Source organism: Shewanella sp. ISTPL2, from assembly GCF_013283205.1.
GTDB classification, from domain to species: Bacteria; Pseudomonadota; Gammaproteobacteria; order Enterobacterales; family Shewanellaceae; genus Shewanella; species Shewanella oncorhynchi.
On the sequence record NZ_JAAPAV010000001.1, the window covers coordinates 1,233,197 to 1,255,135 of the forward strand.

A 21,939-nucleotide genomic window follows, 5' to 3' on the forward strand; every position below is an offset into this window, starting at 1 on the left:
TATGACAGATCTCAGTGATATCCGCCGCGAGTATGCCAAAGGCGGCTTAAGACGTGCCGACTTACCGCAAAACCCGATGGACTTGTTTGAATTGTGGATGACGCAGGCGAGGGATGCAGAGCTTAGCGATCCCACCGCCATGTGTGTGGCGACTGTGGATGAGCACGGCCAACCTTTTCAACGAATAGTATTACTTAAGCGTTTTGATGACACAGGTTTCGTATTTTTTACTAACCTTGGCAGCCGCAAAGCACAGCAAATTGCTGCTAATAATAAAGTCAGTTTGCATTTCCCTTGGCATCCTCTAGAGCGTCAAGTATCTGTGCTTGGTGAAGCGCAGGCACTGTCCACCGCTGAAGTGCTTAAATACTTTATGACCCGTCCTAAGGACAGCCAAATTGCGGCTTGGGTATCGCAGCAGTCGAGTAAACTCAGCGCTAGACAAGTACTTGAAGGCAAATTCTTCGAAATGAAAGCTAAGTTCGCCAAGGGCGATGTGCCTTTACCCAGTTTTTGGGGCGGTTACTTAGTGAGACCTTCGAGTATTGAATTTTGGCAGGGTGGAGAACACAGGCTACATGATCGTTTTATTTATTCTCGCCATGATGCAGAGTGGGAAATCGATCGTTTAGCGCCTTAGTACGGTGCATAGTTCGATAGCTCGGCATAAAACTGAGCTCGTGAACCTAACAACAGAGTTAAAAGACATTGAGTGATTATAAAATTTGGGTTGATGCGGATGCATGCCCTAATCCTATCAAAGAAATCCTGTTCCGGGCGGCGGAGCGCAAAGCCCTGCCGCTGGTGCTGGTGGCTAATCAAATGATCCGCGTACCGCCATCTCCCTATATCAGCCAAATTCGAGTCGGTGCGGGATTTGATGTGGCAGATCAATATATTGTCGATCATGTTGAACCGACGCATTTAGTGATCACTGCGGATATCCCCTTAGCGGCTTTAATCATTGAAAAGGGCGCCTTGGCGCTCAATCCCCGTGGCGAGCTTTATACCGTCGATAACATAAAACAAAAGCTGACGATGCGCGATTTTATGGAGGATTTGCGCGGTTCTGGCGTGCACACCGGCGGGCCTGATTCGTTTTCTCAAGCTGATAAACAGGCTTTTGCCAATAGCTTAGATAAATGGTTAGTGCGCGTATGAATCATAGTTTACTGGTCGCTAATGGATAAACAGAGTATCTTTAGCTTAAGTTAGGTGATGTTGATCACGTTTAACTGGGCAGGATTTTAGCCTGTTGCGGATGTCGATTTTCTTTACGGCATGGCTTTTAAACTCACTCTTTAAGGACGGATACGATGAAAAAATGGATGGGAATTGTCGCCTTATCTGCTATGGCCAGTTTTAGCTGTGCCGCGCAATGGCAAGTGATGGAACAAGATTCGCGAGTCAGTTTTATTTCGGTAAAGAAAGGTGATATAGGTGAAGTCCATCACTTTAAACAACTCAAAGGTACGCTAAAAGATAACGGTCAATTTGAATTAACAATTCCACTAATCGGTGTGGCAACGGGTATTGATGTCCGCGATGAGCGGATGCAAAATTTGTTGTTTGAAGTGTCTTTGTATCCAGAGCTTAAACTGTCATCACAAGTAGACCCTAAGATACTAAAAAATCTTGGCGTCGGTGAGAGTAAAGTTTTTGATATTGATGGAAAAATTGCGTTACACGGCAAATCGCAAACTAAGGCTTTTTCGGTGATTATCACTAAAGTTTCTGATAACAAACTTTTAGTGAACAGTTTTCAACCGGTAATTGTTAATGCCAATGAGTTTGATCTTGTGGCTGGGATTGATAAATTACGTGAAATTGCGGGTTTATCGAGCATTAGTCAAGCTGTTCCTGTGTCATTTGTACTAACCTTAACTCAGTAACTTCAATAAGATTGGTATAGATCAATACGTCTGTTATCGAAGATAGGCTAGAGTTAAATAAGTGGCGTATGCTAGATCTTGATAAGAAGCCGAGCTTTTGGCTTCTTTGATATTTTCTGATGTGCTATTAATAGCATCACAATAGATATTAAGTTAATGAGTTTAAAGGGTAAAAAATGGTCACAGATAAAGATGGTTACATGCATTTGGTCCAGTATTTAACTGAACATCTTGGCTTATTTGAAACACCAGGTTCAGAGGTAGTTTCAGACGATACTGTGATGGAATTATTTGAAGAGCAATTGTCGGCACAGATCATTATGGTGTGTGGCCAAAATCCATCGTTGTCTTTTACGCAACGTAATGTGATTATCCGTGAAGTGGATGCAATTGTGTATGATTTAGAAGAGATTTTAGCTTCAGTTGCCAACCATAAAGCGACTCCCGCACAGACTTTATTTATTACTGAGTTTTCTAGTTTGATTAAGAATTTGTTCGATCAAGAAATCGCTAAACTTCAAGTGAGTGCTTAGTCAGAATAGCAATTAGATTATCTATTAATGCGTGATTTCAGGTAAGTCAGGACTAATACTAATTTTTAGCAGCGTAAATCATCATCGTTTGAGTACCATGTGTTTCCTCACTCTTATTGTTAAGCTCGAGCTGCAGCAGCTTTGAGTGTGAGGTAAATATCTGCTCTTTGCTTCACCTCATGTTATTTCGTATGGCCACCATTTTTCATCGAGTTCTGCGACTAAGTTTTGTTGCTGTGTTATGCGAGTCATCGCTGTGGATTAGCTCCTTTTAGTGTTATTTGCATTGCTGATGTGTATGTATTAAATGGTGTTAGCTTAAAATAAAAAGCCCATCTTTCCCGCATTTATGTCATTGTCTGTGTATCTTTAGTGTATGAGCTTTAACTATTTTTCCCTTCATGTATTGATAAGGAGTGTTCAATGCTAACGATTTCTTCGGGTCATGCTGATGATATATTGGCTGTGGTCGCATCTGGCCGTGTTAACCATGGGGATGTTGAAGGCTATTTGGTTCCCGCCATAGAAGCCAAGCTGCAAGACCACGCCAGTATTCGCCTTTGGTACGAGTTTTCCCCTGAATTTGAAGGTATATCCGTTGGGGCCCTGTGGGATGATGCGGTATTAGGTTTATTTCATTTAAGTGATTTTTCAAGGGTCGTGATGATTGCCAATGCCACTCAAACAAATGCTATGGTTAATGCGCTAGCCTGCATGCTGCCATGTCCGGTAAAGGTATTTACCGCCGATGAACATAGCCAAGCCAAGGCATGGTTAGATCAATAACGCACCTTCATTTATTGCGGTTCTAAACCTGTACTCAGTGGCCAACGACATTGAATGTGTGTGCCTTGGTTCAAGTGGCTACTGATGCTAAGGCTGCCATTGAGATCATTTTTAAGCCACAGATTTATACAGGTCAGCGTTCCAATGCAGAGTTCTTGTGTTAGTTCTTGTCGTAACTGTGCGAGTTGCGGTTCTGTCATACCTATCCCATTATCGATAATACTGATGTGTAACTCTTCGCTCGACTTGTCGATATTAATGGTTATTTCACGCTGTTCATTGTGAGCTTTAAATGCATGATTCAACGTGTTGGTGATTAGACGATAAAACAGCTGCAAATATTGCCAAGAAGGGCCATCAATGATGACATTTTCTTCGCAATTTAACGCTATTTCCACATTTGTTTTAGCTAGTTGTACCTTTAGTAACCCTAAGAGATGGCGCATAAATTGTGCGAGATGCAGTGGCCGAATGTCATTTTGATGATTCGTTAATAACTGGGCAATATGTCGCAGTTTATTTGCCTGAGTCACCATGATTTCGGTGATCTGATTTTGGTCGTTAGCATTATCTATTGGCTGAAGTTGGCACACTTTGGCGAGTAGCTGATCTTGCTCATGCATAATTTGCGTCATCATTTCAGCTAGAAAATTTTGCATTAGCTGTTGGCTTTGTTCACGACTGAGATTGAGTTGGTGATGCTTCTCAAGTAATTGGGTTGATTTGTCTTGGAGCAGATGGAGTTCATGGTTATGTTGATTACTGAGGCGAACTTGTTCTTGTAGGTGATTAAGCGCCTCGACTTGCCCTAAAAGTAACTTTTCTTGTTCTTGCTCTTTAATTTTTTGTAAGGTGATATCAAAGGCGATAGCACCGACTGCAATAACGGTATCGTCATCATCTTTGATCTTAAATTTAGTCACGATATAAATAAGATTGCCTAGGGGCGATGGAATAGCTTCTTCGAAGTTTATGGCTTCATGATTATGCAGAACGCGTCGATCATTTTGTTGATACTCGTGGGCAAATTGGCTGGGAAATATCTCAAAATCAGAGGTGCCAATAATGCGTCTGCGTTCTATACCTAAGATTTCACAATATTTGTCATTGACGAGAATATATTTACCGTGAAGATCTTTGATATAGATGAGATTTTGAGAAAATTTAAGTAAAGCCCTCAATTGTTCTTTATGGCGCTTTAACTCCAGTTGAAACAGGTTTTGGCTCTGCAATTGCTGTTCTAGTGCCAGGTTACTCGCATCTAAGCTCGCCATTGCCACTTCAAGCTGTCGAGTACGCGACAGGAATGTTTTTGCCAATAAGCCAATTTCGTCATGGCTGTTATTGGCTTTGAGTTCGATAGAGGCGGAATCATTACGTTTTAAGGCTTGGACGATTTCAATAATGGGGGTGATAAATAGTCGGTGCTGGAGTAAGAATAATAGAATTAAGCCTAATAGTTGAATACAGACTAAATAAACGCCGACCTTTTCGATTAAATGTTTAGCGGTATCCTGCAGCGGTGAAATTGGGGTGACGACAAGTATCTTCCAATAGGTATTTGGCATGAGAAATACCGAAACGAGAGATGCCGTTTTAAGGATTGGATCATGGGTCAAAGTTACCGACGTCAGTAATTTCGGGGCAGTAAAATGATTTAAGGCATTGTTATTTACGATGGCCGCTAACATGTCACGCTCATTTTGATGACTTAGTCTCGTTAGATGCTGCATCTGTTCTTGGGTAAAAACGCGCTCGGCAATCGCCGCTTCTATAAAGGCTTTATCTGCACTCTGTAATGCGACTTCGACGGGGCTGAAATCTGGCTGTTGGCTGGCGAGATGATTGAAGGTGACGAAAGAATGATTGGTATTGGTTTGATGCTTAAGATCGTTATTGGCATCTGGATAGGCGAGTACTTGGTTTTGATGATCTAAGGCTATGACATAGCCTCTGACATTAATCATAGCATTGCGTAACAGCACATTGAGCTTTTCTAAACTGATATCCACAGTGGCGGCACCAATAAACTGATGGTCCATCCACATAGCGCCTGAGGCTGTGATCATTGACTCATGGGTTGTCGGATCGAAATAAGATTTTGACCAGAAAATTTTACCTGCAGGAAAATAGCGCGTCGGGCGATACCATTCTTCGGTGTGGTAGCTTGGGAACGTGTCTTTGTTATAGGAATCAATGGCGACTAATTCATCGTTAACATTGTGTGCCCAAAACAGGCTATCTCGAAATTTTTGCTGATTAAACGCGCCGGGTTCCGGCCAGACGCCGCCGCCAGAGATGATGCGTTGTTGACTATCGAGTTTCAGCAACGTGGGAATGGTTTTCACCAGTTGCTCATGATCATAGCGGTAAAGTTTGGCAATACTGGAAATAGAGTCGACTACGGTTTCAACCTGTGAAGTCATTTCTTGCAGTTTGGCGATAATCAACTGGCCATAGTTTTGGTTTAACACGGCTTGCTGATCAAGAACTTGTTGGCGTTGAATGCTTAGCATCACCCAAGCTGTACTACAAATCAAAATAGCGGCAATGACGAGCTGAATAAGGCTAAATTTGAATGGCAAACTGTTCTGCCATTGGGTCAATGGCGTGTGTGGCTCAGATGTCGAACTTTTTCCCATAATCCCCAGTTTCCAAATCACCACTTTTCATTGAGCCAGTGTAGCGCTTTCTCACTGTTTTGCTATTGGCATATGTTTAAGTTGCGAGGATTGAATGGGATAAGTGGAATACAATCGTCAATAAAAAGGCAGGTTTTATGCCTGCCTTATCTCAAACTTGTTATTTATAAAGAGACGGTTTATTTGAACCACTTAGGACAGGCACAATAAAGAGTAACCAAGCGACTAAGAAGCCACTGAAAGCCACTACCATCCATTCGGGCATCGTTACACCCATAAAGACCCAAGGTACATCAGTACACATGCCAGTAGGCATCATAACGGCAGGGAACCATTCGTGTAATGGCATCCAAGCTGGAAATTCAGGTAAGAATGAACAGGTTGAAAAAGGGGATGGGTTGGCTTGCATATCTACGAGCGATAAGGCCAGTTTTAATCCCCAAGTTGCACTGATGGCCCAGAGCAAGGCAGCTAAGATCCTGACGATTCGATATTTGGGGGCTGTCATGCCAATGAGGCCTGCTGCCAATAAACCAAAAATAGCGAGTCTTTGGTAAATACACATGACACAGGGTTCCAGTTTCATGACATATTGAAAATACAGGGCGGCTGCTTCTAACCCAAGGGCTGTGCCTGCGAGAATAAACCAAGATGAACGGGAATGGGCAAAGCGAGTCATTACAGTCAAAGTGAGCTCCATATCAACAAAAAACGCCCTCAGACATGGGGCGTTTTTTGGACTCTACTTATTAAATAAAGTTCAGTCAATAAAGAAGATTAATGTCCAGTCATCGGCTCTAAAACTTCACTAGCGCTGTGATGGATGATTATCTGGGAATCATAGAAATATTGGGTGGCTTGTTCTAAGAAACCCGTTTGAATCGCCATGACACCTACGATAGACAGCACGATAGTGTAAGGCAATGCCATCCATACCATTCTGCCATAGGATAAGCGGATAAGTGGTGCTAGGGCTGAGGTTAGTAGGAACAAGAACGCCGCTTGACCATTGGGCGTGGCAACCGAAGGTAAGTTAGTTCCAGTATTAATCGCAACGGCCAGCAAGTCGAATTGATCACGGCTGATTTGACCGTTAATCAATGCCGCTTTCACTTCGTTAATATACACAGTGCCGACGAACACGTTATCACTCACCATAGACAGTAATCCGTTGGCGATATAGAAAATCACCAACTGAGTATTGCCTTGATAACTCAGTGCCCATTGGATCACTGGTGCGAATAAGTGCTGGTCGATAATCACGCCAACAACCGCAAAGAAGACAGCTAATAACGCGGTAAAAGGCAGTGCTTCTTCGAAAGCTTTACCTAGGGCATGCTCATCGGTAACGCCGTTAAAGGCTGTGGTTAAAATAATCACAGAAAGACCAATTAGGCCCACTGAGGCCAAGTGCAATGCAAGTCCAGCGATCAACCAGACACCCACTAAGGCTTGGACGATTAACTTCATGTTGTCTTTATTGGTACGGCGCGCATCTTCATGGGCGGCATATTCACATAAGATCCGATGAACGGCCGTTGGCAACTTAGCGCCATAACCAAAAATGCCAAATTTTTCAACTAAGTAACAAGTTAAGATACCCGAGATTAATACAGGAACAGTAACGGGTGACATACGCACGGCGAATTCACCAAATTGCCAATTTGCTTGCGCGGCGATAATAAGGTTTTGTGGTTCACCCACCATAGTACACACGCCGCCCAGCGCAGTACCCACACCCGCATGCATTAACAGATTACGTAGGAAACCACGGAATGCACTGAGTTCTTCTTCGTTTAACTGATCTTCACCATCATCATTTTTACCTTCAGAGGTATGATCGTGATCAGCGCCGAAATCTTTTCCAGAAGCGACCTTGTGGTAAATAGAATAGAAACCCACAGCGACCGCGATAATGACGGCAATAACTGTTAACGCATCTAAGAAGGCTGATAAAAAGGCTGAAGCCAAACAAAACATTAATGACACTAAAATTTTAGAGCGCACTTTAGTAATGATTTTCGTGAAGCCAAATAGCAGCAATTGCTTCATGAAATATATACCAGCGACCATAAACACCAAGAGTAATAATACTTCGAGGTTGGCTTCTATTTCATGTAAGACTTGGCTTGCCGATGTCATTCCGATCGCGACGGCTTCAATTGCCAATAATCCGCCAGGCTGTAATGGATAGCATTTTAATGCCATTGCTAAGGTAAAAATAAATTCTAGAACCAATACCCAACCAGCCACAAAGGGGTCGACATAGAAAAAGAGTATTGGATTGATAATTAAAAATGACAGTATTGCGGTTTTGTACCACTTAGGAGAATTTCCTAAGAAGTTCCCAATAAACGCCTGACTCATTGTCGCCGGCATGGCAGCCTCTCTTCTAATTATGTTAAAAATTGCACGTGATTATTATCAATACCTGCGTTAGTTAAATGAGTCTAGCCTAAAGAGAAAGCTAATGTAATGAGTTACTGATACCGACATTTCAAAAAGCGGAGCTAAGCGGCAAAATTGGCCCATCCTGTATTGACCTTGGTCGTTTTTTTGAACGATTCTGTGACATTTACACGGCGATAACACAGTGATTTTAAGTGAATGGTTTCCATTTTTTACCGCTCTGGTATGATCAGTGACCATTACGACGCACAACAACTGGATAAGTGGGCTGATGATTATCAATGCCAAAGGACCTGCAAGTTTTGCAGAGAAGTATATTGTGAGATCAATTTGGGAAAACAAATTTCCTCCAGGGTCCATTTTACCGGCTGAACGTGAGCTTTCAGAATTGATTGGTGTGACTCGCACCACTTTGCGTGAGGTGCTACAGCGCTTGGCGCGTGACGGTTGGTTGAAAATTCAGCATGGCAAACCAACACGGGTTAACAACTTTTGGGAAACCTCAGGCTTAAACATTCTTGAGACTATTGCTGATTTGAATCCCGAGGGTTTTCCGGTATTGGTTGACCAACTCTTGTCAGCTAGAACGAACGTCAGTGCTATCTATTTTCGCGGTGCTTTGCGTTATAACCCGGATACCGCTGTGGAGGTACTTGCAAAGATACACCAGCTTGAAGATACGGCTGAATCCTATGCTAAATTTGACTACTTACTGCATCACACCTTAGCGTTTTCGTCAGGAAATCCACTTTACGTTTTGATATTAAACGGATTTAAAGGTTTGTATAGTCGAGTTGGTCGTTATTACTTTACCAGCTCAGATGCGCGTTTATTAGCATTGAACTTTTACAAAGAATTAGAACTGTTGGCTCAGGCGAAAAATTACCTCGATGTCTCTGCGCTAATGCGTACCTATGGCATGAATAGCGGTAAGATGTGGTTACAATTACGCGAAGATATGCCGGCTTCTATTGCTCAAGATCATTAAACTCTGTGAGTGATATCGCGTTAAGATAGCGCTAAATAAACAAAAAGGCCGTTTCAATTGGAAACGGCCTTTTTATTGTGCTTATTATTCTGGTTTATTGGCTTCAGGGCAGGATGCTAAGACGCTAATACTCGCATCTGCATTTTTTTGCTCTAAGGTGACAGTGAAACCCCATAATCGATGTAAATGCTTTAATACTTCTTTATGGCTGTTGGCTAAGGGAATATCGTTATTTGGCACATAATGTAAGGTTAAGGATCGATCACCGTTGATTTCTACATTATGTACTTGGATATTCGGCTCAATATTAGACAGGTTATATTGTTGTGATAGTAACTGGCGAATATCTTGATAGCCCCGTTCATCGTGGATTGCAGATACCGAAAGATAATTGCGTTTCTCATCATCATGGATACCGAACAATTTAAATTGGCGGATAACTTTAGGTGAGAGATATTGGCTTATAAAACTTTCATCTTTAAAGTTTTGCATCGCAAAATGCAATGTTTCTATCCAATTACTGCCGGCAATGTCGGGAAACCAAGCTTTATCTTCATCGGTTGGATTTTCACAAATACGCCGAATATCGGTGAACATGGCAAAACCTAAGGCGTATGGGTTGATGCCGCTGTAATAACGACTGTTGTAATCGGGTTGGGCCACAACGCCTGTATGGCTTTGCAAAAACTCGATCATGAAGCGGTCAGTAACCACGCCATCGTCGTACAAGTGATTCAAGATAGTGTAATGCCAGAAGGTTGCCCAGCCTTCATTCATGACTTGAGTTTGTTTTTGCGGATAAAAATATTGCGCCATTTTACGCACAATACGGATTATTTCCCTTTGCCATGGTTCAAGCAAAGGAGCGTTTTTTTCGATAAAATATAAAATATTTTCCTGCGGTTCGGCGGGGAAACGACGTTTTTTAGATTGAGACTGCTCATGTTGATGGGTCGGAATGGTGCGCCATAAATCATTTACTTGGCTTTGAAGGTAAGCCTCGCGATCCTTTTGTCTTGCTTGTTCTTCCCTGAATGAGATTTCAGAGGGACGTTTATAACGATCGACACCATAGTTCATTAGCGCATGACAGGAGTCTATGACGCTTTCGACTTGTTCTACACCGTATTTTTGCTCGCAGTCACTGATGTAGTTTTTAGCAAAGACAAGGTAGTCAATAATCGAGCTCGCATCTGTCCATGTCTTAAATAAGTAATTGTTTTTAAAAAAGCTGTTATGTCCGAAACAGGCGTGAGCTATCACCAGCGCCTGCATTGTGATGGTGTTTTCTTCCATTAAGTAAGCGATACAGGGGTTAGAGTTAATTACAATTTCATAGGCGAGCCCCATTTGGCCACGTTTGTAACCTTGCTCGGTTTCGATAAAACGTTTGCCGAAAGACCAATGGGTGTAACCTATGGGCATGCCTATGCCAGCATAAGCATCCATCATCTGTTCAGCAGTGATGACTTCAATTTGATTTGGGTAAGTGCTGAGTTTATAGAGCGCTGCCACCCGCTCAATTTCCTTGAGGTAGTCTTGCAGTAGCTCGAAGCTCCAGTCGGGACCATCGCTCAGTGGTGTCCAAGATGTTGATTTAGTTATCCCCATAGTGCCCCCTTAAACCGCTTGTTTCTTGAATAGCTCCCTAAAGACAGGGTAAATATCTTCGGCTTGACGTATATGCTGCACGGCGATGTTGTCGTAATGCTGTTGCAGGGATTCATATTCGCGCCACAGGGTTTGATGGGCGCGATTGGTGATTTCGATATAGCTGTAGTAGCGCACGAGTGGCAATATTTTTTGTTCTAACAATTGCCTACAGGTAGGTGAATCGTCAGCCCAGTTATCACCGTCGGATGCTTGGGCTGCGTAAATATTCCACTCATCGGCGGGGTAGCGGGCTTGTTGAATTTCATGCATTAATTTCAATGCACTGGACACTATGGTGCCGCCCGTTTCTTGGGAGTAAAAGAACTCGTGTTCATCGACTTCTTTGGCTTGGGTATGGTGACGAATGTAAACCACTTCTAAATTTTTATAGGTACGAGTGAGGAACAAATACAGCAAGATATAGAAGCGTTTTGCCATATCTTTAGTTGCCTGATCCATAGAACCAGACACATCCATTAAACAGAACATCACAGCTTGACTAGAAGGGATTTCCCTTTTGGAATAGTTATTAAAGCGTAGATCGAAGGTATCGATAAACGGCACTCTGGCAATCTTTTGTTTTAACTCCTCAATTTGGGCTTTTAAATCCAAAATCAACTCGGCCTTAGTGCCTGGAATATTTTCCAGTTCAGCAAGTTCTTGTTCTAACTCTTTTAATAGTTTCTTTTTACTGGCCGACATAGCAATGCGACGTGCAAGGGATGAACGTAATGAACGGACAATATTGATGTTAGCGGGGACGCCATCATTGGTGAACCCAGCACGGTAGATTTGGTATTCCACCAGTTTATTGAGGCGATTTTTTTGTAGATTAGGGAGTTCTAAGTCCTCAAACAATAACTCTAGATACTCATCTTTAGAGATTTCGAACACAAAGTCATCGTCGCCTTCACCCGAGTTTGAGGCCTCACCTTTGCCCGAACCGCCGCCTGAACCACCAGGTGGTCGGTCAATTTTATCGCCACGGGTAAATTGGTCATTACCGGGATGCACTCTATCCCTGACACCGCCTTTGCCTTGGTGAAACATAGGTTCACTGATATCCCGTGTTGGGATACTGATTTTTTCGCCTTTATCTACATCCGTTACGCTGCGACGAGTCACTGCATCGCTGACGGCTTTTTTAATTTGTTGCTTATATCTATTGATAAAGCGTTGGCGGTTGACTGTGCTTTTTCCTTTCGCATTCAACCGTCTATCGATAAAGTTCGCCATACGCACCTCCCAAAACCCAGCGAAGGCTTTGGCAACACCAAAGCCCTGTACTTAGTTAGCGCAAGTTTAAGAAGATTTACGAACTCGTAAATACCACTCAGACAAGAGTCGGACTTGTTTTTTGGTATAGCCTTTCTCCATCATGCGATTGACGAAATCATCGTGTTTGCGTTGATCGTCGTTCGACGTTTTGGCGTTAAAGGAAATAACAGGTAGTAAATCTTCTGTGTTGGAGAACATTTTCTTCTCGATCACAGTGCGAAGTTTCTCGTAGCTGGTCCATAGCGGATTGTTACCCTCATGGTTCGCGCGGGCGCGCAGCACAAAGTTAACGATTTCATTACGGAAATCTTTAGGATTGCTGATCCCCGCGGGCTTCTCAATCTTCTCAAGTTCAGCATTAAGGGCAGCGCGGTCGAATAGCTGACCCGTTTCTGGGTCGCGGTATTCTTGATCTTGGATCCAAAAATCGGCGTAAGTGACATAGCGGTCGAAGATATTTTGGCCATATTCAGAGTAAGACTCTAAGTAAGCGGTTTGAATCTCTTTACCGATAAACTCCACATATTTAGGGATCAAATAACCTTTTAGGAATTCAAGATAACGTTCGGCGGTATCGCCGGGGAACTGTTCTTGTTCAATTTGTCGTTCGAGGACATAGAATAAATGTACTGGGTTGGCGGCGATCTCTGAATGGTCGAAGTTAAATACCCGCGACAAAATCTTAAAGGCGAAACGGGTGGATAGTCCATTCATGCCTTCATCGACACCTGCGTAATCACGGTATTCTTGGTAAGACTTAGCCTTAGGATCGGTATCTTTCAGGCTTTCACCGTCATATACCCGCATCTTAGAGTAGATGGAGGAGTTTTCAGGCGGCTTGATGCGTGACAACACACTAAATTGCGCTAAGGTTTCTAAGGTGCCGGGAGCGCAGGGCGCTTTCGATAACTCAGAGTTGATTAGCAGTTTTTGATAGATTTGCAGCTCTTCTGAGACCCGTAAACAGTAGGGCACTTTGACTATGTAAACACGGTCGAGGAAGGCTTCGTTGTTTTTGTTGTTTTTGAAGGTTGACCACTCGGACTCGTTTGAGTGAGCCAGAATAATCCCGCTATAGGGCAAGGCCGATAAGCCTTCTGTGCCGTTATAGTTACCTTCTTGCGTCGCAGTCAGTAGTGGATGCAGCACTTTAATTGGTGCCTTAAACATCTCGACGAATTCCATCACCCCTTGGTTTGCACGGCACAATGCGCCTGAATAGGCGTAAGCATCGGGATCATCTTGGGAGAAATGTTCGAGTTGCCGAATATCGACTTTACCGACAAGGGACGAAATATCTTGGTTGTTTTCATCACCAGGTTCAGTTTTCGCTATTGCCACTTGGTCCAGAATGGATGGAAAGACTTTTACCACGCGAAATTTGGAGATATCGCCACCAAACTCATGCAGACGTTTTACCGCCCAAGGCGACATGATAGTTTTCAGATAACGGTTGGGAATGTTGAATTCATCTTTTAACAGCTGTCCATCTTCTTCCACATCAAACAGGCAGAAGGGGTGATCGTTGACTGGGCTGCGGACTCCATTCGCGCTCAGAATGTAAATGGGCACTTTTTGCATTAGGGCTTTGAGTTTTTCGGCGAGTGATGACTTACCGCCGCCCACTGGGCCCAGTAGGTATAGAATTTGTTTGGATTCTTCTAATCCTTGAGCCGAGTGCTTTAGGTAAGCCACAATTTGCTCTATGGCGTCTTCCATGCCGAAGAAATCTTTAAATGCGGGATAGCGTGAAATAAGTCGATTCGAAAAAATACGGCTAAGTGTTGGATTTTTTGCGGTATCAATGACTTCTGCTTCACCAATTGCAAGCAGTAGTCGCTCTGATGCTGACATGTAAGCGCTGCGATCTCCCTTGCAGATGTCCAGAAACTCCTGCAAAGAATATTCTTCATCGAGTTTTTGTTCGTAGCGCTTTTGGTAATGCTCGAAAATGCCCATATAAACCCCCTGAAACGCCAGTGATGTCATGGAACGGATAACTGGCTAGCCAGCCTCCTACTCTAATCTTAGACACAAACTCACTATCTGTGTCAAAAAAATATCAAATAAAAACAATAACAAATAGTTGCAAACGCAATTATTGCACTTGTAGTTAGCGGAGGATAAATCGGTAGGATAAGGGATGGGCGGCAAACGAGGGGCATAAAAAAAGAGCCACTAGGGCTCTTTTTACTGGGATTAACCCACTGCTCATTCGGCAGTAAACAACGTTAGGTTAAATGAATTAACCTGCGAAGTTTTGGTTAACGAAGTCCCAGTTAACTAATTGCCAGAAGTGGGCAAGATAGTCAGGACGCACGTTACGGTAATCGATGTAGTAAGCGTGTTCCCACACGTCAACTGTCATGATTGGCGTTACTGTGCTGTCAGTCAGTGGCGTCGCTGCATTGCTAGTGTTAACGATAGCAAGAGTGCCATCGGCTTTTTTCACTAACCATGTCCAAGCGCTACCGAAGTTGTTTACTGCTGAATCAGTAAATTGCGCTTTGAATGCGTCGAATGAACCGAAAGCGGCATTGATTGCATCAGCAACTGGGCCTGTTGGTTCGCCGCCAGCATTAGGGGCTAAGCAGTTCCAGTAGAAAGTGTGGTTCCACACTTGAGCTGCGTTGTTAAACACGCCACCCGTAGAAGTTTTGATGATATCTTCTAAAGATTTGCCAGCGAAATCAGTTCCTTCGATTAAGCCGTTTAGCTTCACAACATAAGTGTTGTGGTGCTTGCCGTAGTGGTATTCTATGGTTTCTTGAGAAATGTGTGGTTCTAGTGCGTTCTTTGCATATGGTAATGCGGGTAATTCGAAAGCCATTAGTATCTCTCCATGGTCTTAGGTTATCGTTTCTTAAACGTGCTCACTTAGGACTATTGTACCGATAAAATTTGTGATGTGAATCATTGTTTAGCTAATTGACTAGATAGACGCCATCGAAAAATCAAATGTCGACATAACCTTACAAACTGTGGGATTTTGTTCTGCGTCTAGCTGACGTACAATAGTCGCATTGAGTCAACGTCATCCTACTTAGGAATCAAAATGGAAACAGTAGAGAAAATTAAGCAGCAGATCACGGAAAACCCTATCATTGTTTATATGAAAGGCTCTCCTAAGTTACCAAGCTGTGGCTTCTCGTCACAGGTAGCTCAGATCATGATTAACTGCGGCGAGCAGTTTGCATTCGTGGATATTCTTCAGCATCCAGACATTCGCGCAGAATTACCTAAGTTTGCTAACTGGCCGACTTTTCCACAATTGTGGATTGAAGGCGAGTTGATCGGTGGGTGTGATATCGTAGTGGACATGTTCCAAAAAGGCGAATTACAACCTTTGATCAAAGCGGCTGCCGCTAAGATCAAGACTGAAGAGTAAGAGTTAATTCTTACTTCATAAAAATATTGCTTCATAAAAAAGTCGCCGTGATTGATATCACGGCGGCTTTTTTATGGTGGTTTCTTAAGGAACGATCAATTTTATAAAGTGGTCATTTTTCAACGACCTACTTCGAAATTGATCGAGTCTTCAAGCCGTGATTAATGAGGCGTCACATCAGACTCGTGGTGTTTATTGTGTGGCTTAGTCGCGGGTAATAGTAAGTTCATGGTAATAGCGACAATACCGCACAAGCTAATACCAGTCAGACTGAATGAACCTATGCCAAATGCCATGCCGCCGATACCAAAGACTAAGGTAACACCGACAATACTTAAATTACGTGGCTCTGATAAATCCACATGATTACGAATAAGGGTGTTGAGGCCAACTGCGGCAATGGAACCAAATAGCAAACACATGATACCGCCCATCACGGGGACGGGGATAGTTTGCATCAGCGCACCTAGTTTGCCAACGAAGGCTAAAGTGATAGCGGTAATGGCAGTCCAAGTCATGATCTTAGGATCAAAATTTCGGGTTAAGGTTACTGCACCTGTCACTTCTGAGTAAGTCGTGTTCGGTGGACCACCAAAGGCTGCGGCTGCAATTGTGGCAATCCCGTCACCCGTTAGCGTGCGATGCAGGCCGGGTTTTTTCATAAAATCTTTACCCGTGACGTTGGATATCGCCAGAATATCACCTATGTGTTCTACCGCAGGGGCGATTGCCACTGGGATCATAAATGCGATGGCATACCAGTTTAATTCTGGCGCGACAAATTTAGGAATAGCAATCCAGCTTGCAGCGGTCACGACGGCAAAATCAACAATACCAAAGGCTAGGCTTAAGCTGTAACCTACTATAATACCTGCTAAAATCGGCATCACTTTGAGTAGGCCCTTTGCGAAAATCGCCACCGCGATAGTGGTGCAAAGCGATGCGAGCGAAATAAATAACGCCGTATTTGTAGCGACTAAAGTCAAGCTACCATCACCACTCTTGCCTAATGCCATATTCACCGCCACGGGGGCTAAGCCAAGGCCGATAATAATGATCACGGGTCCCACTACTACTGGGGGCAATAGTTTGTGGATAAAGTCAGTGCCGCGCACTTTAACTAAGGCGCCGAGCATGACGTAGACCACGCCCGCGGCCATAATGCCGCCCATTGTGGATGGAATTCCCCAAGTCTGCACGCCATAAAGTATGGGGGCAATAAAGGCGAAGGAAGATGCGAGGAAGATAGGCACTTGGCGTTTAGTAATCAATTGGAAGAGTAGGGTACCGATACCTGCGGTAAACAATGCCACACTGGTGTCGAGCCCTGTAAGTAGCGGCATTAGTACTAGGGCACCGAAGGCCACAAATAGCATTTGCGCGCCCTGTAGGGGGATAGCGAGTCGTCTCATTTATTATTCTCGTTAATTTAGGGTAAACCGCCAAATGATAACAGTTTGTTGGATTTTGAGCAGAAGAAAATCGCCTGTTTTACCGACGTTGATCACTGTTTGGGTTTTCTGTGCTATGGCAGGCATGGAAATGGGGCTAAATTTTGGCAAGACTCGCTTAAGGCGCTAACTATGGTACAATTTGCCTCATCTGACGCTACTTCAACTACTCAAAGATGCTGAAATTCCTATTGAAGCCGAGCTTAATTGCATTTCTATATTGTCTGTTCACGATTAATAGCGTCAATGCTGTTGAGGTGAGTAAATTAGATGAGGCCAATGTGCCTGTGTCTTCGCGCGCAGTTGCTGAACGCGACAAAGCCTTAAAAAGTGCACTTGAGCAAGTCATTATCAAGAACACTGGGACGGCGCGATCCCTCGATAACAGCCTAATCCAATCTCAGCTCAGTAATCCTGATACCTTGCTGAGCCAGTATGGTTATATCGAGCAAAATGGCCAATTGCTGTTGACCGCGAGTTTTGAGCACCGCCGCATAGTGGCGTTACTGCGTCAGGCACAATTGCCTGTTTGGGGAACTCAACGCCCGCTGACCTTATTTTGGGTCGCTATGCCTGGTGATGGCGACACTATGATATTGGGCGACTCATCTGCGTTAGCCGAACGTAAGATTTTTAGCGATTTTTCCTATGCCCGCGGTATACCTGTACTCCTGCCTATCTTAGATCTTGATGAGTTGATGGGTATTAATCCTAACGATATTAAAGGGATGTTTGCCGACATCGTGGCGAGTGTATCTGGCCGCTATCAAGCTGACTTTTTGGCGCTAGTGGCAATTGATGCCGCCGGGAATCAGGTTCGTTATCGTTTAAATCTTTATACTAAGGCTACCATTGACTCTTTGACGCCACCGTTATTAAGTTACAACGGCAGTGCTGAAAATTCGGCCCAAGCGATTACCGCTATGATGGCGGCGTTAGGTGAATATTATTTTACTAAGTATGCGATTGCCGATACTGGTACTCAGCTTGGTGCGAGTGTTACCTTCGTTAATATCCAAAAAATGGCGCAATTAGTTGAAGTTGAAAAATATTTGAAGCAACTCAGCGCGATTAAAAATGCCACGTTAACGCATATTCAAGGTAATACTGTGACTTTCTCGTTAGATTTATTTGGCTCAGAGACGGATTTACAACGCTTATTAAGCTTAGAGCCGCGTATTTCTGTGGTCGCACCTGTGAGTGCAGGTGAATTTAGCCCTGTCTCTAATCAAACTGGCAAACCTGTGTATGAATGGCGTTTACATTAAGATGTTATCGGCCGTACTTAGTTAAGCACGGCATTGTTTTTATTTAATATTGAGAAGACCGAGTGCCCTTAAACTCACCTCTGCAACTCTCGTTACCTGTGCATTTGCCAGACGACGAAACCTTTAATAGTTATTACCCCGCCGCGGGTAATGATGAACTTATTCAAAAATTGAGAGCGAATGCCGAAGGGCATGGTGAAGCCGCCATCTATTTGTGGGGCCCAGTTAAATCGGGTCGAACCCATTTAATGCACGCTGCTTGCGCCCACGCTAATGAAGTGGAACGTCGCAGCTTTTATATTCCCTTAGGTATACATGCGAGTATTTCGACCGCATTGCTTGAAGGCCTAGAACAGTTGGATTTGGTTTGTATCGATGATGTCGATGCCATCGCCGGCCACCCCGTTTGGGAAGAGGCGATTTTTGATCTCTACAATCGCGTCGCAGAAAATAAGAATTGCGCCTTAGTGGTCAGCGGCAGCTCGTCTCCTGCGGATGCTGGGTTCCTCTTGCCAGATCTTGTTTCACGTATGCAATGGGGGTTGAATTACCAACTGCAACCCATGGCAGATGATGAAAAACTTGCCGCACTGCAACGCCGCGCTGCTATGCGTGGCCTGCAATTACCGGAAGATGTCGGGCGTTTTTTACTGAACCGTATGGCGCGGGATTTGCGGACCTTGTTTGATGTATTGGATAAGTTAGATAAAGCCTCATTAGTGCATCAGCGTAAACTCACGATTCCGTTTGCCAAAGAGATGCTGCACCTTTAGATACAGCATGGTTTGTGTTCGTTCTGAAGATACAAAACCTACTGGCATTAAAGCCAAAAAGAGTAAAGCCCGTCATGTTGAATACATACGGGCTTTTGTTTATCTAAAATTTAAAACGCTATTGTTGTGGATGTTGGTGACGGTCACCACTTAAGCGAAGTTCGGCTTCAAAACGAGACTCGGCATTAATTGCAGCTGCATTGCTTTCGCCTTTGAGCTGCGTATTCGCAGGCGATATTGCCAATGTTTGACGCCAGCTTTGACCTTGCACCATATTAATTGGTTCGGGTAGGCTTTCGACCAGACTGATCCCATTAAGCTCCGGCAGCATTTCATCAATCACCAACGCAGCGCGATTTTCTAGACTGTCTTTTGCAATTCGTCCCCTTTGTCCCCAGTCAATAATCAGCGAATCCGCAGTTAAAATCGCAGGTTTATTGGTGACGGCGACATCACGCAATATTTGATAGCGATAACTCATCATGGCTTCTTCAAATAACATGGCCGTGTCTTCACGGGTACTGGAATAGGCATAGAAGTCGCTGGCGATATCGGTAGAAAAGAAAGTACTGACATCCGATGCTTGATAGGCCTTTTGCACATTACTCGCCGCTGCGCCGAGGAAACTAACATTGGCAAGTCCCATCATTTCAGTGCTCGTTAATGGGTAGGTTTTGCTGACTTGATCTGAAATTAGACTCTTGCTGGCATTGCGGCGGCTGTAGTCATCTAACAGTCTTGGCCCTGTGAGTGTGGCATGCACGCTGCGTGGAAAAAAGTCATTGGCATGGGCGAGCTCGTGATACAACAAGGAGGCCAGATCGGGATTGATTTGCGCTAATGTGCGGTTTGCTCTGACGGTGATAGGCACGCCAAGGGAGGCATATTGGTTATCTTTTACATAACGCCAAGGCATCACAAAGTTAAGATCATTTCCGAAATTACTGCGGTAATCCGGCGCCTCATTAATAGTGTCGCGCTGGCTTGGCGTAAGCCATAAATCATTGGGATCGAGATAAATCGCCCCTGTGACTACCCAATAAAAAGAAGGGCGTACATCATAGCTAATCACCACGGCCGTGACGGATTGTAACAGGCGGGCAAAATCGCTATTAGGGTCCATCTGGGCTAAGAAGGCGGCAAAGTTATCGCCCATCCAGTCGTGGGAAACCAGTACTCGATTTAGAATCGTCTCGTGATTGAGATCGCTTGAGGTTTGACCTATCAAAGGTAAGGTATTGATAGTGCAACTATCATTAAGCTGATTGGAGTAAACACAGTTTGCTAGCACATTGGCGTAAGGTGAAGCCGGACGATAGGCATGGGTGCGCGCAACTGGGGTATCGAAGTATGGCGAGCGGATCGCTGGCGCCGAGGTTGTTAGCACAAAGACATCATCGCTAAGCTGATTGCCATTGACGTTGGCATTCACTTTGAGCCGAGTGATTGTATCCTGGGTGACCGTTGGCGCGGTAAACAAGGGTCTAAACGGATCGCTCACATCGACCATTAAATCTGGGCCAGATGCTACACACCAAGAGATATTTGCTGCGCTTAATTCCGATTGTTGCCCGAGTCTTAAGCTCACATTATTGCCTTCAACCACTTGGTGATCTTGACGGACGTTTAGTACACCCGTCGATGCGGGATCGACATTAATGCCAATTTCTTCGGTGACATCTAAATTACTGCCCGTCACATGCAAGCTAAAACGGTAGCCGCCTGCGGTGGGAGTATCAAAGGCTAATACTGGGCTGTTTTGACTGACTAGTGCTATGTTAGGGCCATCGATTTGCTGCCAACGGAAGGTTAAGTCTTGGCTGTCACGATTTAGGATATTGGCAATGATAATACTAGATTGACCCGCCACATAATTTTGCTCGGTTTGAAAGCGAATTGAGGATGACGTGGTGGTAATGAGTGGCGAAATGCTATCTGTGCAGCGTGCTAGTGAAGTGGAGGGGGGCGTGACTACACTATCATCTGGTTGACTATCACCATCGCCTCCGCATGCCGCAAGTAGGCCCGAGCAGGCCATAAATCCGAAAAATTTCAGTGGTATCGACATTCCCATTACACCATTCTCCCTTGTTAACTCTGCTGTGCTATTTAGACTTTTGTGGCGTCATGGGACGCTTATACTGTGAGAAACTGACTATAACACGGGCACTTAGTTGCAAAAAGTCAGTGTAAGTATAATAAGTGTTAATTTTGTCGTGATGGGAATTGACGTCGGAACAGAGGTTGAAACTAAGGTTGAAACTAAGGTTGAAACTAAGGTTGAAACTAAGGTTGAAACTAAGGTTGAAACTAAGGTTGAAACTAAGGTTGAAACTAAGGTTAAAACTAAGGTTAGAACTAAGGTTAAAATGGGTATTCAGACTGAGATCATAAGGGATATTTGAGCCAAGGTTTGGCCTTCTAATATAAAAAATGCCGCCATACCTAGCAAGGTGAGACGGCACTGAAAATACATTGAACGGACTATTCTTTAGATTTTTTCTTCAGGCCTAATCCCAGTTCACGACCACGTATGCGGGCATAAAATGGGAAAGCGATTAGCAGTACGCCAATCAATAATACTTCGATTAAGGCAAAAGCGAAGGCATCATTGGTGACATAAAGCAGGGTGAGCCCATGTAACATATATAAGCACAGAATAAAACTTGCCCAAGCGTAAGTGTATGGATTACCTTGGAAAACTCCCTTTGCGGGTAGTAATAACGGCACTATCCATAAGAGACTAAATAGCAGGGTGTATTCACCGCTAATCCCTTGGCCAACAAACCAACCGCCTAACAGCAGCACTAGCGCAAAGTAGCCTAAACGGCTAAGGATAAATAAGGTGTTGGACGTCATAAGTCTACCTAAGGGTTGA

20 protein-coding genes are annotated in these 21,939 nt (G+C 44.0%); 10 read left to right on the forward strand and 10 right to left on the reverse strand.

Annotated features, from left to right (window positions below):
• The first annotated feature begins 1 nt into the window (after window position 1).
• The 5 genes from pdxH (at window position 2) to HUB64_RS05570 (ending at window position 3,211) form a co-directional block, all read left to right on the forward strand.
• Window positions 2-640, forward strand: a complete 639-nt coding sequence (gene pdxH, locus HUB64_RS05550) for a pyridoxamine 5'-phosphate oxidase (RefSeq protein WP_131523902.1) — start codon at window positions 2-4, stop codon at window positions 638-640.
• Window positions 641-708: 68 nt separating this feature from the next.
• Window positions 709-1,161, forward strand: coding sequence for a YaiI/YqxD family protein (locus HUB64_RS05555; RefSeq protein ID WP_006081277.1), 453 nt, complete (start codon window positions 709-711; stop codon window positions 1,159-1,161).
• 155 nt (window positions 1,162-1,316) lie between these two features.
• Window positions 1,317-1,892, forward strand: a complete 576-nt coding sequence (locus tag HUB64_RS05560) for a YceI family protein (RefSeq protein ID WP_028760327.1) — start codon at window positions 1,317-1,319, stop codon at window positions 1,890-1,892.
• A gap of 176 nt (window positions 1,893-2,068) precedes the next feature.
• Window positions 2,069-2,425, forward strand: a complete 357-nt coding sequence (locus tag HUB64_RS05565) for a DUF3802 family protein (RefSeq protein ID WP_028760326.1) — start codon at window positions 2,069-2,071, stop codon at window positions 2,423-2,425.
• A 423-nt stretch (window positions 2,426-2,848) separates the two neighbouring features.
• On the forward strand, window positions 2,849-3,211 hold the full coding sequence (locus HUB64_RS05570) for an STAS/SEC14 domain-containing protein (RefSeq protein WP_028760325.1): 363 nt from the start codon (window positions 2,849-2,851) through the stop codon (window positions 3,209-3,211).
• An 11-nt stretch (window positions 3,212-3,222) separates the two neighbouring features.
• On the opposite strand, the gene HUB64_RS05575 is transcribed toward HUB64_RS05570, so the two are convergent.
• The 3 genes from HUB64_RS05575 to nhaB form a co-directional block, all read right to left on the reverse strand.
• On the reverse strand, window positions 3,223-5,853 hold the full coding sequence (locus HUB64_RS05575) for a PAS domain-containing protein (RefSeq protein ID WP_173496548.1): 2,631 nt from the start codon (window positions 5,851-5,853) through the stop codon (window positions 3,223-3,225).
• Window positions 5,854-6,013: 160 nt separating this feature from the next.
• Window positions 6,014-6,541 carry a disulfide bond formation protein DsbB gene (dsbB, locus tag HUB64_RS05580; protein WP_173245395.1) on the reverse strand — a complete coding sequence of 176 codons (528 nt, stop codon included), beginning with the start codon at window positions 6,539-6,541 and terminating at the stop codon, window positions 6,014-6,016.
• Between the two features lie 89 nt (window positions 6,542-6,630).
• A complete protein-coding gene (nhaB, locus tag HUB64_RS05585) occupies window positions 6,631-8,232 on the reverse strand; it encodes a sodium/proton antiporter NhaB (protein WP_028760322.1) in 1,602 nt (533 codons plus the stop codon).
• A gap of 301 nt (window positions 8,233-8,533) precedes the next feature.
• Between nhaB and fadR the strand changes: the two genes are divergently transcribed.
• A complete protein-coding gene (gene fadR, locus HUB64_RS05590) occupies window positions 8,534-9,250 on the forward strand; it encodes a fatty acid metabolism transcriptional regulator FadR (RefSeq protein WP_173496549.1) in 717 nt (238 codons plus the stop codon).
• 84 nt (window positions 9,251-9,334) lie between these two features.
• On the opposite strand, the gene HUB64_RS05595 is transcribed toward fadR, so the two are convergent.
• The 4 genes from HUB64_RS05595 to sodB all read right to left on the reverse strand — a co-directional run bounded on the left by HUB64_RS05595 (window position 9,335) and on the right by sodB (window position 15,011).
• Entirely contained in the window at window positions 9,335-10,861 is a 1,527-nt protein-coding gene (locus HUB64_RS05595) for a SpoVR family protein (RefSeq protein ID WP_173496550.1), read from the reverse strand.
• 9 nt (window positions 10,862-10,870) lie between these two features.
• The gene (locus HUB64_RS05600) at window positions 10,871-12,139 is read right to left on the reverse strand and encodes a YeaH/YhbH family protein (RefSeq protein ID WP_006081286.1); all 1,269 of its coding nucleotides are present in this window, start codon (window positions 12,137-12,139) and stop codon (window positions 10,871-10,873) included.
• Between the two features lie 66 nt (window positions 12,140-12,205).
• Window positions 12,206-14,140, reverse strand: a complete 1,935-nt coding sequence (locus tag HUB64_RS05605) for a PrkA family serine protein kinase (RefSeq protein ID WP_131523897.1) — start codon at window positions 14,138-14,140, stop codon at window positions 12,206-12,208.
• A gap of 286 nt (window positions 14,141-14,426) precedes the next feature.
• Complete coding sequence (gene sodB / locus HUB64_RS05610; RefSeq protein WP_028760317.1) at window positions 14,427-15,011, reverse strand: superoxide dismutase [Fe]; 585 nt, start codon at window positions 15,009-15,011, stop codon at window positions 14,427-14,429.
• Between the two features lie 225 nt (window positions 15,012-15,236).
• Here sodB and grxD point away from each other — a divergent pair, with 225 nt between their 5' ends.
• Window positions 15,237-15,569: a Grx4 family monothiol glutaredoxin gene (gene grxD / locus HUB64_RS05615; RefSeq protein ID WP_011846572.1), complete on the forward strand. Its 333-nt coding sequence runs from the start codon at window positions 15,237-15,239 to the stop codon at window positions 15,567-15,569.
• 161 nt (window positions 15,570-15,730) lie between these two features.
• On the opposite strand, the gene HUB64_RS05620 is transcribed toward grxD, so the two are convergent.
• On the reverse strand, window positions 15,731-16,981 hold the full coding sequence (locus HUB64_RS05620; protein WP_173496551.1) for a uracil-xanthine permease family protein: 1,251 nt from the start codon (window positions 16,979-16,981) through the stop codon (window positions 15,731-15,733).
• A 215-nt stretch (window positions 16,982-17,196) separates the two neighbouring features.
• Here HUB64_RS05620 and HUB64_RS05625 point away from each other — a divergent pair, with 215 nt between their 5' ends.
• Both HUB64_RS05625 and hda read left to right on the forward strand, forming a co-directional pair.
• Window positions 17,197-18,288: a DUF2066 domain-containing protein gene (locus tag HUB64_RS05625; RefSeq protein ID WP_173496552.1), complete on the forward strand. Its 1,092-nt coding sequence runs from the start codon at window positions 17,197-17,199 to the stop codon at window positions 18,286-18,288.
• A 62-nt stretch (window positions 18,289-18,350) separates the two neighbouring features.
• Entirely contained in the window at window positions 18,351-19,061 is a 711-nt protein-coding gene (gene hda / locus HUB64_RS05630) for a DnaA inactivator Hda (protein ID WP_168823935.1), read from the forward strand.
• Window positions 19,062-19,179: 118 nt separating this feature from the next.
• Here hda and HUB64_RS05635 read toward each other — a convergent pair whose 3' ends face one another.
• Entirely contained in the window at window positions 19,180-21,135 is a 1,956-nt protein-coding gene (locus tag HUB64_RS05635; protein ID WP_173496553.1) for a hypothetical protein, read from the reverse strand.
• 142 nt (window positions 21,136-21,277) lie between these two features.
• Here HUB64_RS05635 and HUB64_RS05640 point away from each other — a divergent pair, with 142 nt between their 5' ends.
• Window positions 21,278-21,466 (forward strand): hypothetical protein, encoded by a 189-nt coding sequence (locus HUB64_RS05640; protein ID WP_173496554.1) that lies wholly within the window; start codon window positions 21,278-21,280, stop codon window positions 21,464-21,466.
• A 79-nt stretch (window positions 21,467-21,545) separates the two neighbouring features.
• Here HUB64_RS05640 and HUB64_RS05645 read toward each other — a convergent pair whose 3' ends face one another.
• A complete protein-coding gene (locus HUB64_RS05645; RefSeq protein WP_028760312.1) occupies window positions 21,546-21,920 on the reverse strand; it encodes a DUF2069 domain-containing protein in 375 nt (124 codons plus the stop codon).
• Between the last annotated feature and the right edge of the window lie 19 nt (window positions 21,921-21,939).